Source organism: Streptomyces sp. NPDC104814 (assembly GCF_055583185.1).
In genome coordinates this window covers 406,631-420,635 of sequence record NZ_JBVJOL010000004.1, presented here as the reverse complement: position 1 = coordinate 420,635, position 14,005 = coordinate 406,631, and the positions used below count along the sequence as shown (strand labels likewise).

The window sequence follows — 14,005 nt, the reverse complement described above, 5'->3', positions numbered from 1 at the left end:
CCAATAGTAAAGGATGGGCAAAAATGCTCAGGAGGGGAGCGGCTTGACCCAGCGCCGCCACTGTTCCTGCGGCCCGTAACCGGCCGCGCCCCACGCCACATGGGCGGTCTCGTTGCGCACCAGGACCATCGCGTCCGCGCGCCGCCCGCCGAGCGCCGCGAACCGTTCCTCGGCCGCCGCCAGCAGCGCCGAGCCGATGCCCCGGCGCCGCCGCTCCGGGTGGACCGCGAGCCGGTACAGATGGCAGCGCCAGCCGTCGAAGCCCGCGATGACCGTGCCGACCAGCTCGCCGTCCTGCTCGGCCAGGATCAGCGCCTCGGGGTCGCGGGCGACGAGCCGCTCCACGCCGTCCCGGTCGTCGCTGATGCTCGTGCCCTCGGCGGCGGTCTTCCAGAAGGCCAGCACGGTGTCCAGGTCGCCGGGCGCCGCGGCCCGTATCCGAAGATCAGACATACGACGATCACATCAGACGGGCCGCCCGCCGACCCGGAATTCCACGATCCGGACAGCAGCCGCCGCCCGCGCGACGTCTTGCCCCCTCACTCGTGCGCGATCGCCGCCAGCACGTTCATACGGGAGGCGCGCAACGCCGGGAGCAGCGCCGCGACGACCCCGACGACCGCCGATCCGATCACCACCGCGACGATCGTGGACCACGGCACCGCAAGCGCCTTCATGCCCTGCAGGGCCAGCACCCGCTGCATGCACAGCCCCCACACCAGCCCGAGCCCCAGCCCCAGCACCGCGCCGAACACCGCGATGACCACCGACTCCAACCGGATCATCCGCCGCAGCTGACGCCGGCTCAGTCCGATCGCCCGCAGCAGCCCGATCTCCCGGGTGCGCTCGACCACCGACAGCGCCAGCGTGTTGACCACACCGAGCACCGCGATGACGATCGCCAGCCCGAGCAGCGCGTAGACCAGGTACAGCAGCACCGCGATCTGGTCGTGCACCAGCTTCTTGTAGTCGGCCTGGTTGCGCACCTGCACCTGCGGATACGGCGTCAGCGCCCGCTCCAGCCGGGAGCGCAGCACGTCGGCGCTCGTGCCGGGGGCGGCGTTGACGTACAGCGCGGCGTCCTGTCCGCCGGGCACGTACCGCTCCACGGTGCCGAGGCCGAGGAACAGCCCGCCGTTCATGCCGAAGCCCTCGGCGGCCTCCTGTTCGGTGAGCGCGCCCACCCGCAGCTGCGTGCGCCGCCCGCCCGGGAACTCCACCGGCAGCACACTGCCCAGCCGGACGCCGTGGTCGCGGGCGAACCCCGCGTCCATGCCGATGCCGCCCGGGGCCAGCGCGCCCGGCGTACCACCCGCGGCGTAACTCAGGTGCGCCACGTCGTCGAGCCGTGGGCCGTAGCCCGACGCGGTCGACACGACGCGCCGCCCGTCCGGCAGCCGCACGGCGACCGGCGTGAGCCGCTGACGCACCACCAGGCCGACGCCCTTCGTGGCGCGCACCTGGGCGGTGACGTCCTTGGAGAACGCCGTGTACCGCCCGCTCTGCACCACGAAGTCGGCGCCGAGCGTCTTGTCGATCCGCTGGTCGAACGAGCGGGAGATCGAGGCGCTCGCCACCGACAGCCCGCCGACGAGGGCGAGACCGACCATCAGGGCGGCCGCGGTCGCCCCCGTCCGGCGCGGGTTGCGCAGGGCGTTGCGCTGGCTCATCCGGCCGACCGAACCGAACACGGCCGGGAAGGCAGCGCCCAGCACCCGGATCACCGGGCGCACCAGCAGCGGTCCCGCGACGACGGTCGCGATCAGGGTGAGGACCACACCGAGCCCGAGCAGCGAGGCCGACGTAGCCGTCCGGGACGACGCCGCACAGCCCGCGAGCGCCGCCGCGCCCAGCGCGCCCACCACCGCCCCGGCGATGGCCCGCGCCTTCAGCGGGCGGCCCACCCCGGCGACCTCGGCGTCCTGCAGCGCCGCCATCGGGGAGACGGCGGAGGCCCGCCGCGCCGGGAGATACGCGGCGACGAAGGTGACGCCGACCCCGACGGCGTAAGCCGTCACCGGGGTCACCCAGCCGATGGCCATCTCGGCCGTCGTCAGGTTCATCCCGAACGTGGCCATGAGGTGGATCAGCCCCGACGCGAGCCCGATCCCGGCCGCCAGTCCCAGGGTGGAGCCGATCAGGCCGAGCAGCACGGCCTCGGTGAGCACGGAACGGCGCACCTGCCGCCGGTCGGCGCCCAGCGCGCGCAGCAGCCCCAGTTCCCGGGTGCGCTGGGCGATCAGCATCGAGAAGGTGTTGACGATCAGGAACACGCCGACCAGCACGGCGATCCCGGCGAAGCCCACCATGACGTACTTGATGACCTTCAGGAAGGTGCCGAGCTGCTGCGCCGCCGACTTCGCCTGCTCACCGGCCGTCTTCAGGGTGTACGGCCCCGGCCCGAGCGCCGCCGTGACCTGCCGCTTGAGCGTGGCGTCCCGCACGCCCGGGGCCGCCGTGACGGAGATGGCGGTGGCGCGGTCGGCGGACCCCAGCAGCAGCCGGGCCGCGTGGGCCGGGTCGAGGTACAGCAGGGCCGAGCCCGGGTTGGTCGTGGTGAACGTGGCGATCCCGACCACGCGGACCGTGAAGGTGCCCGGCTGGGCCAGCACGGTCAGCGTGTCGCCGATCCGCACGTGCTTCTTGCGGGCGGTGTCGGCGTCCAGCAGCGCCTCGTGCACTCCGTGCGGGGCGTGCCCCGAGGTGAGCTCCACCGGGCTGCGGTCGGTCAGGTGCCAGTCCCGCGCGAGGGTGGGCGCGCCGGTGGTCGGGCTCACGGACTCATGCCGGCTGTCGACGACGGTGATGTTCTGCACGCTCACGTCCGCGTGCGCCGAAGCGGCACCGGGCGCCTTCGCCGCGCGGGCGGCGAGCGAGGCCGGCAGAGTCTGCACGGCGCCGCTCGGCCCCGAACTGCGCAGGTCCTCCTTCGGCGCCACGGTGACATCGGCGGCGGTGGAGGCGAAGAGCCGGTCGAAGGTGCGGGTGACCGTGTCGGAGAAGATCAGGCTGCCCGCCACGAACGCGACGGACAGCACGACCGCCAGCGCCGACAGCAGCAGACGGCCCTTGTGGGCGAGGAAGCTGCGCAGGGTCGCGCGGAGCACGCGTCAGCCCTCCTCGACCGGAAGGGGGGCGCCCTCGGCGGGACGCAGAGTGCCTTCGGCCGGACGGGGTGCGTCCGGGGCGGCAGGAGGCGCGCCCGGCGCGGTGCCGGTCTGGGCACGCAGCACGTCGAACCGCTTCATGCGTTCGAGCACCGCCTCCGCCGTCGGATGCTCCATCCGGTCCACGATCCGTCCGTCGGCGAGGAAGAGCACCGCGTCGGAGTGGGCGGCGGCGCCCGGGTCGTGGGTGACCATGACGACCGTCTGGCCGAGGGAGTCGACGGCCTCGCGCAGGAACCCCAGCACCTCCAGGCCCGCCCGTGAGTCGAGATTCCCGGTCGGCTCGTCCGCGAAGATCAGCTCCGGCCGCGAGACCAGTGCCCGCGCGCATGCGACGCGCTGCTGCTGGCCACCGGAGAGCTGCGCCGGACGGTGGCCCAGCCGGTCGCGCAGGCCGAGGGTGTCCACGACCCGGTCCAGCCACTGCGGGTCCGGCCGGCGGCCCGCGATGTCCATCGGCAGGGTGATGTTCTCCAGCGCGTTCAGGGTCGGGATCAGGTTGAACGACTGGAACATGAAACCGATCCGGTCCCGCCGCAGCCGGGTCAGCTCCCGCTCCCGCAGGCCCGTGATCTCGGTGTCGCCGAGCCACACCTGACCGGCCGAGACGGTGTCGAGCCCCGCCAGGCAGTGCATCAGCGTGGACTTGCCGGAACCCGAGGGGCCCATCACCGCGGTGAAGCGGCCCCGGGCGATGTCCACGTCCACCCCGTCCAGCGCGAGCACGGCCGCCTCGCCCTGGCCGTACGCCTTGGTGAGCCCGCGGGCACGGGCCGCGACGGCGGCCGGGGCGGAGCCGGGCGGATGCTCCGCAGCAGTACTGGACACGCTGCCTCCTCATGGCGGCCCGGAGCGGCGGTACGGCCGGGGGGGTCGTCCCCGGCCGAGCGTAATGTGACCGTGCGCACACGCGGTACACGTGCGGCCTTCCGCGCGCCCTCGCCGCTGCCGGCGCATCCGCGCCGGCGTCGAGGCATGGCGAAGACCCAGCTGAACGTGCGGGTGGACGAGGACACCGCCCCCGCCGTCCGGGAGCGCGCGCCGGCCCACGGGATGAGCGTCAACCGCTCCACCGAGGAACCGGTCCGACAGGACGCCGGTGAGGCGGTGCGCACGTTCGTGGAGGCCGCCGCCGACTTCAAGATGAGCTACGAGTCGGTGTCCGCGACGTACCCGTCTACGACAGCCCGTACGACAGTCACTCCACCGGCCGCCACGCGGTGCCCAGCACGCAGTAGGACATGGGCAGCCGCGGGCCGTCCTGCGGCATCAGCGTCCGCCGGTACGGCCCGAGTTCGAACCCGGCCGCGCGCAGGGCGGCCACCGGGTCGCGGGCGAGATGACAGCCGCCGTTGAGCCGCGGCCACACCGTGCGGTCCAGGGCCCGCTGGGTGAACCGCATCGCCGTACCGCCGCCCGCGCCGTGCTCGAAGAAGCGCACCACCCCGCCCGGGCGCAGCACCCGCCGCACCTCGGCCAGCGCGCGCGGCACGTCCCGCACGCTGCACAGCACCAGCGAGACCACCGCCGCGTCGAAGGCCTCGCTCTTGACCGGCAGCGCCTCCGCCGCGCCCGGCGCCACGTCGACCGGCACCTCGGCGCGCAGCGCCGCCTGCCGCGCCAACTGCCGCAGCCTGCGCTCCGGTTCGATGGCGACGACCTCAGCGACGGCCGAGGGGTAGTGGGCGAAGTTCAGCCCGTTGCCCGCGCCGACCTCGATCACCCGCCCGGACAGCCCGGCCAGCAGCCGCCCGCGGACACCGGCCATGCCGGCCCGGGACTCCATGGCGACGCTCACCCGGGCGTAGTAGCGGGCGAACAGCGGATGGTGGACGGCGTCCGGTGGCACCTTGCCGGAGCCGGCGGCTCGCAACGGCATGGGCAACCTCCTCGGCGGGACGGGCCTCACGCCGATTCTCCCCCGCCCGGCGCGCCCCCACCCCTCCCGCGCCCCTACGGCACCGGCGGCGCGCCGGGATGCGGCGTACCCGGGGGCCCCGCGCCGTCGGCGGGAATCCCCCGTGCGCGCGGCCCCGGCGCCGAGACGGACGCCGACACGCCGACACGGGGGCCGGCAGCATGAGGCCGCGGCGTCGGCCGTCCGGGGGCCGGTGTGCCCCGAGCCGTCCCGGCGCCGCGAGGCCGCCCCGGTTCAGGGCAGCGGGCGCGGCGCGCGTCCGTGTCCGCGCCGGGCCCCCGCGCCCCAGGCCCACCGGGCCCCGAGCCGCCCCGTACGACCCCTCAGGGCGCCTCGCGTACGCGGAAGGCCTCCGCGTCCCATGTGCCGTCCAGGCGTGGGGCCAGCCAGGCGGGGGACGTCGTGCGGAAGTCGGCCGGGGACAGGCCGCCCGCGCCGTCCGGCAGGGCGCCCAGGAGGGGGGCGCCGGCCACGACCGGCAAGTCCTCCAGGTTGCAGCGCATGGCCAGGTCGGGGGTGCGCGGCCAGCTGCCGATCACCACACCGAGCAGCTCCACGTCCCGTCGCCGCAGTTCCCGCGCGCTCAGCTCGGTGATGTTCAGCGTGCCGAGCGCCGGCGAGGCCACGAGCAGCACCGGCGCGCGCAGCAGCGCCGCCGCGTCCGCGAGCGTGCCGCCCGCGGCGTCGAACCGCACGAGCAGCCCGCCCGCGCCCTCCACGAGCACGAGATCGTGGTCGGTGGCCAGCTTGGCGGCCGCCTCGGCGATCTCCTGCGGATGCACCGGCGGCCGCCCGGCCCGCCGCGCGGCGGTGGCCGGCGCCAGCGGCTCCGGGTAGCGGGCGACTTCGGCCACCGTCACCGCGCCCGCGAGGCGCGCCACCTCGTCGGCGTCACCGCGCTCGTCGGGGCCCACCCCGGTCTGCGCCGCCTTCAGCACCGCCACCGAGCGGCCGGCCGCGAGCGCCGCGGTCGCCACCGCGGCGGTCACGACCGTCTTGCCGACGTCGGTGTTCGTGCCCGAGATCATCAGTACCGGCATGTCATCCCTCCTCGGCCGCCGTGCGCACCGCACGACAGATGCGTGCCACGTCCGCGTCCGACGTGACGTACGGCGGCATGGTGTAGATCAGGTCGCGGAACGGCCGCAGCCACACGCCTTCCCGCACGGCGGCGCGGGTCGCCGCGGCCATGTCCACCGGGTGGTCCAGCTGGACGACGCCGATCGCGCCGAGGACCCGTACGTCCCGCACGCCGGGCAGGTCCGAGGCAGGCGCGAGCCCCTCGCGCAGTCCCGACTCGATCCGCTTGACCTCGGCGAGCCAGTCCTGCCCGAGCAGCAGCTCGATCGAGGCGCAGGCCACGGACGCGGCGAGCGGGTTGCCCATGAACGTCGGGCCGTGCGCCAGCACCGGCACCTCGCCCCGCGAGATGCCGTCGGCCACGCGCGCGGTGCACAGCGTCGCCGCCATGGTCAGATAGCCGCCGGTCAGCGCCTTGCCCACGCACATCACGTCCGGCGACACCGCCGCGTGGTCGGCGGCGAACAGCGCGCCCGTGCGGCCGAACCCGGTCGCGATCTCGTCGAACACGAGCAGGACGTCGTGCGCGTCGCACGCCTCGCGCAGCACCCGCAGATAAGCGGGGGAGTGGAACCGCATCCCGCCCGCGCCCTGCACCACCGGCTCGACGATGACGGCGGCGAGTTCACGGGCGTGGCGCTCCACCGTCGCGCGCAGGTGCTCGGCGTAGGCCTCGTCGTAGCCGGCGGGCGGCGCGTCGGCGAAGACCTGGTGCGGGAGCACCCCGGTCCACAGCTCGTGCATGCCGCCCTCTGGGTCGCACACCGACATCGGCGTCCAGGTGTCGCCGTGGTAGCCGCCCCGCCAGGTCATGAGCCGCTGCTTCTCCGGGCGGCCGAGCGACCGCCAGTACTGCAGGCACATCTTGGCGGCGACCTCGACCGACACCGAACCGGAGTCGGCGAGAAAGACGTGCTCCAGGCCGTCGGGCGACATGTCGACAAGGAGCTTCGCCAGCCGCACGGCGGGCTCGTGCGTGAGCCCGCCGAACATCACATGGCTCATCCGGCCCAGCTGTTCGGTCGCGGCATCGTTGAGCACCGGGTGGTTGTAGCCGTGGATGGCCGACCACCACGACGACATGCCGTCGACCAGTTCGCCCGAGCCGTCCGCGAGCTTCAGCCGCACCCCGCTCGCCGCTTCCACGACGAGCGGTTCGGCCTGCCCGGGCATCGGGCCGTACGGGTGCCACACATGCCGCCGGTCCAGGTCCAGCAGCTCGGGCACGCTCAGGTCAGGCATTGGGCGCGAGGTCCGTTCCCGCGCCGCGCCGGCGCACGGCGACCAGATCGGTACGCGGCTCGCCCGCCGCGGGCGCCGGCGCGGGGGCGGCCGTACCGCAGATCCCGGCGCCCTCGTGCGAACCGCAGCCGCCGGCCGAGGCGTGCCCGCCACAGCCCTCCGCGCTCTCGTGGCCGCCGCAGCCGCCCGCGGACTCCTGCGAGCCGCACCCACCGGCCGCCCCGTGCGAGCCGCAGCCGCCCGCCGCGCCCGCCCGGTGCTCCGGCAGGGTCACCTCGCCGGCGCCCTCGACCTTGAACCCGGCGTCGGCGATCATCTCCAGGTCGGCCCTGCCGGCCTGGCCCTCGCTGGTCAGATAGTCGCCGAGGAAGATCGAGTTGGCCAGGTGCAGGGCGAGGGGCTGCATGGTGCGCAGGTGGACCTCGCGGCCGCCGGCGATACGGACCTCGACGTCCGGGCAGACGAAACGGACCATCGCCAGGATGCGCAGGCAGCGCTGCGGGGTGAGGTTCCACTCCTTGGCCAGCGGGGTGCCCTCGAAGGGGATCAGGAAGTTCACCGGAACGGAGTCCGGGTCGAGCTCGCGCAGCGAGAAGACCACGTCGATCAGGTCCTCGTCGCTCTCGCCCATGCCGGCGATCAGACCGGAGCACGCCGACAGGCCGGCCGCGTGCGCCTTCGTCACCGTGTCGACCCGGTCGGCGTAGGTGTGCGTGGTCGTGATGTCCGCGTACGTGCCCTCGGACGTGTTCAGGTTGTGGTTGTAGGCGTCCGCGCCGGCCTCGCGCAGCCGCTCGGCCTGGCCGTCGGAGAGCAGTCCGAGGCAGGCGCACACCTCGACGCCCTCGTTCTGCTCCTTGATCGTCTTGATCGTCTCGGAGACCCGGTCCACGTCCCGGTCGGTCGGGCCGCGCCCGCTGGCCACCAGGCAGACCCGCTTGGCGCCGCCGGCCAGGCCCGCGGCGGCCGCCTGGGAGGCCTCGTCGGGCTTGAGCCAGGTGTACTTCAGGATGTCGGCCTTGGACCCCAGGCGCTGCGAACAGTACGAGCAGTCCTCGGGGCACAGGCCGGACTTGAGGTTGACCAGGTAGTTGAGTTTCACCCGTCGGCCGAACCAGTGCCGGCGCACCTTGCCGGCCGCGGCCACCACATCGAGCAGTTCGTCGTCGGTCGTGGCGAGGACGGCCAGGGCTTCCTCGCGGGTCGGCAGCTCGCGCCGCAGTCCCTTGTCCACCAGCGTGTTCAGCAGGTCCATGGGAGCTGATCCTGTCCTACGGGGGCAGGCCAGGCCAAGGAGACTTCGTACAAACAAGGCCGTTCGAGGTGTGGGTATTGCCACATCCTGAGCTGCGGCGTGTCCCGCTAGTGTCTGTGCACTGCCTACAAAATCCCCGGAGGACCCATGGCGTTCGGCTGGATCGACGAACAGGCGGACGCACGCCGCCGCGCGGGACTCGTGCGCACGCTGCGTCCCCGCCCCGCCGACACGCCGCTGCTGGACCTGGCGAGCAACGACTACCTGGGTCTGGCCCGCCATCCGGAGGTCACCGAGGGCGCGGCACGGGCCGCGCGGACCTGGGGCGGCGGCGCGACGGGGTCCCGCCTGGTCACCGGTACGACCGAGCTGCACACCGAGCTGGAACGCGAGCTCGCCGCCTTCTGCGGCTTCGAGGCCGCCCTCGTCTTCTCCTCCGGCTACGCCGCCAACCTCGCCGCCGTCACCGCGCTCGCCCCGCACGGCTCGCTGATCGTCTCCGACGCGGGCAACCACGCCTCCCTCATCGACGGCTGCCGGCTGGCCCGGGGTACCACGCAGGTCGTCGAGCACGCCGAACCGGACGCCGTGCGCAAGGCGCTCGGCACCCACGAGGGCACCGCGATCGCCGTGTCCGACACCGTGTTCTCGGTGGACGGTGACGCCGCCCCCCTGGCCGAACTCGCCACCGCCTGCCGGGAGTCCGGCGCGGGCCTGGTGGTCGATGACGCCCATGGGCTGGGCGTCCTGGGGGACGGCGGACGCGGCGCGCCGTACGCGGCGGGGCTCGCCGGCGCGGACGACGTGGTCGTGACCGTGACTTTGTCGAAGTCGCTCGGCAGCCAGGGCGGCGCGGTGCTCGGTCCCGCGCGGGTGATCGACCACCTGGTCAACGCGGCCCGGACCTTCATCTTCGACACCGGACTCGCCCCGGCCGCGGCGGGCGCCGCCCTCGCGGCCCTGCGCCTGCTGCGCCGTGAGCCGCAGCGGGCGGCGCGGGCGCGTGCGGTGGCCGCCGAGCTGCACGCCCGGCTGACCGCCGCGGGTCATCAGGCGGTACGACCGGACGCCGCAGTGGTCTCGGTGCGTGCTCCGTCCCCGGAGCAGGCGGTGCGCTGGGCGGCCGACTGCCGGACGGCCGGCCTGGCCGTGGGCTGCTTCCGGCCTCCTTCCGTGCCCGACGGCATCTCACGGCTCAGGCTGACCGCCCGTGCCGACCTGACCGGGGACCAGATCGAACGCGCTGTACGGGTGATCGGCGAGACGCGGCCATGAGTCGGCGTGCACGGCCGTGCCCTCACCGGGTGGGTGCCGTGCTCAGTCGCGGCGCACGGCGGCCGTGAACGCCGCCCAGCTCCCGGGGGAGAAGAGCAGCGCGGGCCCGTCCGGGGCCTTGGAGTCGCGTACGGCGAGCAGCCCGGCCCATGGCCCGCGGGCCGGGCGGGCCGTCTCGACGCAGTTGTTCGCTCCGGTGCTGTAGCTGCTGCGCAGCCAGCGCACGCCGCGCAGTTCCGTACTGAAAGGGATGGTCCGAGGCAGTGCGGTCATGGTGCCTCCTTACGCGCCGTCACCTAGTGAGGCGATGAAATCCAACGAGTCCTCGGGGGAAAGGGCGTGGATCCGAAGGGAGTTGAAGGCCTCCGCGTAGGCCCGGAGGTCTTCTTTCCGTTCGAGGTAGAGGCTACTCGTCATGTGGTCGAGAACAACCACGTCCAGATCAGAAGTGCTCGGAAATGAGAAAATAACGAAAGGCCCGGTGATGCCGACATGCGCCCCCGCGGAGAACGGCAGCACCTGCAACCGCACCTGGGGCAGCCGCGCCGCCTGGAGCAGCCGCCGCAGCTGCTGTGCCATCACCTCGGGACCGCCCACCTCCCGGCGCAGCACCGCCTCGTCCAGTACCGCGCTCAGCTTCAGCGGGTGCGGCGCGTGCAGCACGTCCTGGCGGGCCAGACGCACCTCCACCAGCGCGTCCAGCCGTTCCTCGTCCACCGTGCCGACGGCCGCCCGGGTCACCGCGCGGGCGTAGGCGGGCGTCTGCAGCAGCCCCGGCACGACCGAGGTCTCCAGCGTGCGCATCGCGCTCGCCTGCGACTCCAGGCTGATGAAGTCGCGGTACGTGGGCGGCAGCACCCCGCGGTAGGCGTGCCACCAGTGCTCCCTGCCGCCGACCTGGGAGCCGGCCAACACCAGCAGCAGGTCACGCAGTTCGTCGTCCTCGACGCCGTACGCGTTCAGCAGTAACCGCACATCGGACGGTTTCGCGCCACTCGAGCCGGTCTCGATCCGGCTGACTTTCGACTGATGCCAGCCCACCAGCCGGGCGGCCTCCCCGCTGGTGAGTCCCGCCCGGGCGCGCAGTGCGCGCAATTCGGCGCCCAGCTTCCGGCGGCGCACCGCGGGACCGTGCTGCATGCGCCCCTCCTTACTCCGTCCGAGCCGCGCGGATACGGTCTGCCGTGGCAGAGTTCACCGCTTCGAGCGACAGATATATGCATATCTTGGTGGATCGCCTCCGTGACCGGCGTGGTGATGGCAGTCTGGCGGCGAAGCACCAGTCCGGGACCGTACTCGAACCACCGGCTCCGTGCCGGACTGCGGTCCCGTGGGAAAGGGACGACGTCGCCATGGCAGACCACCTGGAAGCATCCGTCACTCTGCCGAGCGATCCAGCCTCGGTGTCCGCGGCCCGCGGCTTCGTGGCCGGCACCCTGACGGAATGGGGTCTGCCGTCGGACGCGGAGCTGGCGGACAGCATCCGGTTGATCGTCTCCGAACTGGCCACCAACTCCGTGCAGCACACGTTCGGGCAGTCCCCGACGTTCCGGGTGGACGTCTCCCTGGACCGCGACGAGCTGCTGCGCATCGGCGTCACGGACAGCCACCCGCGCTTTCCCAAGCGGCTGCCCGCGGCCGTCCAGCAGGACAACGGTCGCGGCATGGTCATCATCCGCTGGCTGGCCGCCGAGTGCGGCGGCAGGCTCCGCGTCCGCCCCACCCGCGAGGGAGGCAAGACGGTCGCCATCGAACTGCCCTGGGCGCTCCCGCCCGAGCCGGTCCCCTCGACGCAACAGCCGGAACCGAAAGCGCAGCCCTGCTGAACGGCTCGGCCGGCGCCCGCTCCTGATCATTCGTCATGCCGGCCAGGGCCGGCGGGGGCAGCGTGATCGTCCTCGGGCGGTCGTCACCCCCGTGCGGGGCCCGTTCACCCGTACGGTGGAGCCGTCGGCTCGCGCCACCCGGTCCCGCTCCCCGGCGGCGGCCGCTGGAGCCCGCCGACGGGGCTCTCCTCGGCCGGAACGGGGCGCTGGGCCCCCGGGGCGGGCCAGGGGCCCGTTGACCGCCCTCCTCGCCCCGGAGGGGCCGCCGAGGGCCGGTACCGGTCGGCGCACGGTCCGCTGAGGGGCCGTGCGCCGAGGAGGGCCGACTGGTCAGCTCACCCGGCCGTACCAGACGCTCTTGGTCCAGATCTTCTGCAGGCGCACCACGTCACCCGTCTTCGGGGCGTGCCAGATCTTGTTCTTCCCGGCGTAGATCCCGACGTGGTACACGTTCGACCCCGAGTGGAAGAACACCAGGTCACCGGCCTTACGGCTGCCGGCCGGGATGTGGCGCGTCTTGTTGTACTGCTGGGCTGCCGTACGCGGCAGCTTCTTGCCCGCCTTCTTGAACGAGTACAGCGTGAGTCCCGAGCAGTCGAACCGGCGCGGCCCGGTGGCGCCCCACTGGTAGGGCGCGCCCTTCTTGGACGCGGCGATCTGCAGCGCCTTGGTCGCCGGCGTCGCGGCGGCGGCCTCCGAGGCGAGGCCCGGGACCACGATCGAGCCGCCCACCGCGGCGATGGTCAGGGCGGAAGCCGTACCGGCCCGGGCCATGAGCGACGGGACACGATTGAGCGCAGTCATGCGCAACCCTTCGTCAGCCGCCTGTGAAGGATGACCTGTCGGATTCGGGCTGGCGAAGTAGCCCGGCCGCTGACGCGGCTTCACCCCAAGGGCTGCTCGGCCCGGTCGTGGCATGACCGTTCCGGCGACCCGTCGTGCTTGGGTCCTCCACTCCTGCCGATCCACTCCTGTCGACCGGTCATCCGGGCGGCGGCAGGACTCGGCGTCCGCCCGGATCGCCCCGCCGCTGTGGCGGGGGCTTGTCGTCAGTCAGGGATCTTGGCCCACAACTGTCCGAAAATCCCAACGGAAACGGGTATTTGTGGGGTTCCTCACCACTCACCCGTTCGGGTGGACAGCCCTGTGTTCGATGGGGTGTTCACCGATCCGGCGAGCCCCGGACCAGCGACGGAACACGTCGTTCCGTCCGTTCGTCCCCCTGGTCGCGCAACTCGGACCCCCCGAAAAAAGGGCGTCGGGATAGGCCGATGGAGGGTCCGCCGTTCGGTCCGTTTGAACGCGTTCGGCCCTTCCCTCAACTCCCGGCGCGCGGCGGCCGGGTGACGCGCAGCGCCACCGCCTTGGTCACCGGAGTCCGCGCGGCCCGCAGCAGCCGGCAGGTGTCGCCGGGGCGGCCCGGTTGATCCGGACGGGCAAACCCACGACCTCCAGACAACGGGCCATCAACTCACTGTCGGTCCGGGTGAGTGCACGCAGCGGCGGAAGGTCCGGCAGTCGGACGGCTCACCTCCCGCCCGGCTGCACGCGGGCGGTGACGATCTCGTCCACCGTCCCGTACGCCGGCGCTCCGGCGGCGACGAGGACGTGACGGCGCTCGATGTCCGAAGGGGCGCTCCGCGCGAACGGCAGCGCCTCGGCGTCGCGGCGGAGCACCGGCGGCCGGACACGCCCTGACCAGGCGGTCCTCGAACGGGTATGGGGGAGGTCAGCCACCGGTCATGTGATGATCAAAGGCTGGTTAACGTCCTTGAAACTCCGGCGGGCTACCCTCCCGACCCACGCCACCAGGGGCTTTTCTGCCCGCAATTGAGCGCGGTCGGGAAAATTGTCTGTGTGTTACACCTGTCCCCGTCGCGGTGGCTGCGGCAGCCGGACCCCGCACGGTCCGGAGCAAGGACTGTGAGGTGGCACGTGCAACTGACCCCGCACGAGCAAGAGAGACTGCTCATCCATGTCGCGGCCGATGTGGCCGAGAAGCGTCGCGCGCGCGGACTCAAGCTCAACCACCCCGAGGCGGTCGCCCTCATCACCTCGCACATCCTCGAGGGCGCGCGCGACGGCCGCACCGTCGCCGAACTGATGGCCACCGGACGCAAGCTGCTCACCCGGGCCGACGTCATGGACGGCGTCGCCGAGATGATCCACGACGTGCAGGTCGAGGCCACCTTCCCGGACGGCACCAAGCTCGTCACCGTCCACGAGCCGATCATCTGACGGG

14 protein-coding genes, 1 pseudogene and 1 riboswitch are annotated in these 14,005 nt (G+C 73.2%); of the genes and pseudogenes, 4 read left to right on the top strand and 11 right to left on the bottom strand.

Features of this window, described 5'->3' with window-relative positions; genetic code table 11:
- Positions 1-27 precede the first annotated feature (27 nt).
- From ACZ64A_RS17815 to ACZ64A_RS17805, 3 genes are all read right to left on the bottom strand, one after another.
- Positions 28-453, bottom strand: a complete 426-nt coding sequence (locus ACZ64A_RS17815; protein WP_469811264.1) for a GNAT family N-acetyltransferase — start codon at positions 451-453, stop codon at positions 28-30.
- 86 nt (positions 454-539) lie between these two features.
- A complete protein-coding gene (locus tag ACZ64A_RS17810; protein WP_469811263.1) occupies positions 540-3,107 on the bottom strand; it encodes an ABC transporter permease in 2,568 nt (855 codons plus the stop codon).
- 3 nt (positions 3,108-3,110) lie between these two features.
- A complete protein-coding gene (locus ACZ64A_RS17805; protein WP_469811262.1) occupies positions 3,111-3,995 on the bottom strand; it encodes an ABC transporter ATP-binding protein in 885 nt (294 codons plus the stop codon).
- Between the two features lie 147 nt (positions 3,996-4,142).
- On the opposite strand from ACZ64A_RS17805, the pseudogene ACZ64A_RS17800 reads away from it, so the two are divergent.
- Positions 4,143-4,334, top strand: a pseudogene (locus ACZ64A_RS17800) (antitoxin); the annotation flags it as partial.
- Positions 4,335-4,365: 31 nt separating this feature from the next.
- On the opposite strand, the gene ACZ64A_RS17795 reads toward ACZ64A_RS17800, so the two are convergent.
- From ACZ64A_RS17795 to bioB, 4 genes are all read right to left on the bottom strand, one after another.
- Complete coding sequence (locus tag ACZ64A_RS17795; RefSeq protein WP_469811261.1) at positions 4,366-5,046, bottom strand: class I SAM-dependent methyltransferase; 681 nt, start codon at positions 5,044-5,046, stop codon at positions 4,366-4,368.
- A 362-nt stretch (positions 5,047-5,408) separates the two neighbouring features.
- Positions 5,409-6,125, bottom strand: a complete 717-nt coding sequence (gene bioD, locus ACZ64A_RS17790; RefSeq protein WP_469811260.1) for a dethiobiotin synthase — start codon at positions 6,123-6,125, stop codon at positions 5,409-5,411.
- 1 nt (position 6,126) lies between these two features.
- Entirely contained in the window at positions 6,127-7,407 is a 1,281-nt protein-coding gene (locus ACZ64A_RS17785) for an adenosylmethionine--8-amino-7-oxononanoate transaminase (protein ID WP_469811259.1), read from the bottom strand.
- The gene (gene bioB, locus ACZ64A_RS17780) at positions 7,400-8,662 is read right to left on the bottom strand and encodes a biotin synthase BioB (RefSeq protein WP_469811258.1); all 1,263 of its coding nucleotides are present in this window, start codon (positions 8,660-8,662) and stop codon (positions 7,400-7,402) included. The genes ACZ64A_RS17785 and bioB overlap by 8 nt, the downstream gene beginning before the upstream one ends.
- A 147-nt stretch (positions 8,663-8,809) precedes the next feature.
- On the opposite strand from bioB, the gene ACZ64A_RS17775 reads away from it, so the two are divergent.
- Positions 8,810-9,937, top strand: a complete 1,128-nt coding sequence (locus tag ACZ64A_RS17775) for an 8-amino-7-oxononanoate synthase (protein ID WP_469811256.1) — start codon at positions 8,810-8,812, stop codon at positions 9,935-9,937.
- A gap of 42 nt (positions 9,938-9,979) precedes the next feature.
- Here the strand turns inward: ACZ64A_RS17775 and ACZ64A_RS17770 are convergent, their stop codons facing one another.
- Together ACZ64A_RS17770 and ACZ64A_RS17765 are read right to left on the bottom strand one after the other, a co-directional pair.
- Positions 9,980-10,210, bottom strand: coding sequence for a DUF397 domain-containing protein (locus ACZ64A_RS17770; protein WP_469811254.1), 231 nt, complete (start codon positions 10,208-10,210; stop codon positions 9,980-9,982).
- 9 nt (positions 10,211-10,219) lie between these two features.
- Positions 10,220-11,077 (bottom strand): helix-turn-helix domain-containing protein, encoded by an 858-nt coding sequence (locus ACZ64A_RS17765; protein ID WP_469811252.1) that lies wholly within the window; start codon positions 11,075-11,077, stop codon positions 10,220-10,222.
- 212 nt (positions 11,078-11,289) lie between these two features.
- On the opposite strand from ACZ64A_RS17765, the gene ACZ64A_RS17760 reads away from it, so the two are divergent.
- A complete protein-coding gene (locus tag ACZ64A_RS17760) occupies positions 11,290-11,763 on the top strand; it encodes an ATP-binding protein (protein WP_469811251.1) in 474 nt (157 codons plus the stop codon).
- A 330-nt stretch (positions 11,764-12,093) separates the two neighbouring features.
- Here the strand turns inward: ACZ64A_RS17760 and ACZ64A_RS17755 are convergent, their stop codons facing one another.
- Both ACZ64A_RS17755 and ACZ64A_RS17750 read right to left on the bottom strand, forming a co-directional pair.
- On the bottom strand, positions 12,094-12,567 hold the full coding sequence (locus ACZ64A_RS17755; protein WP_469811250.1) for a C40 family peptidase: 474 nt from the start codon (positions 12,565-12,567) through the stop codon (positions 12,094-12,096).
- Between the two features lie 3 nt (positions 12,568-12,570).
- Positions 12,571-12,704, bottom strand: a riboswitch (cyclic di-AMP (ydaO/yuaA leader).
- A gap of 586 nt (positions 12,705-13,290) precedes the next feature.
- Positions 13,291-13,440, bottom strand: coding sequence for a hypothetical protein (locus tag ACZ64A_RS17750; RefSeq protein ID WP_469811248.1), 150 nt, complete (start codon positions 13,438-13,440; stop codon positions 13,291-13,293).
- A 258-nt stretch (positions 13,441-13,698) separates the two neighbouring features.
- On the opposite strand from ACZ64A_RS17750, the gene ACZ64A_RS17745 reads away from it, so the two are divergent.
- Positions 13,699-14,001 carry an urease subunit gamma gene (locus ACZ64A_RS17745; protein WP_469811247.1) on the top strand — a complete coding sequence of 101 codons (303 nt, stop codon included), beginning with the start codon at positions 13,699-13,701 and terminating at the stop codon, positions 13,999-14,001.
- Positions 14,002-14,005: the final 4 nt, after the last annotated feature.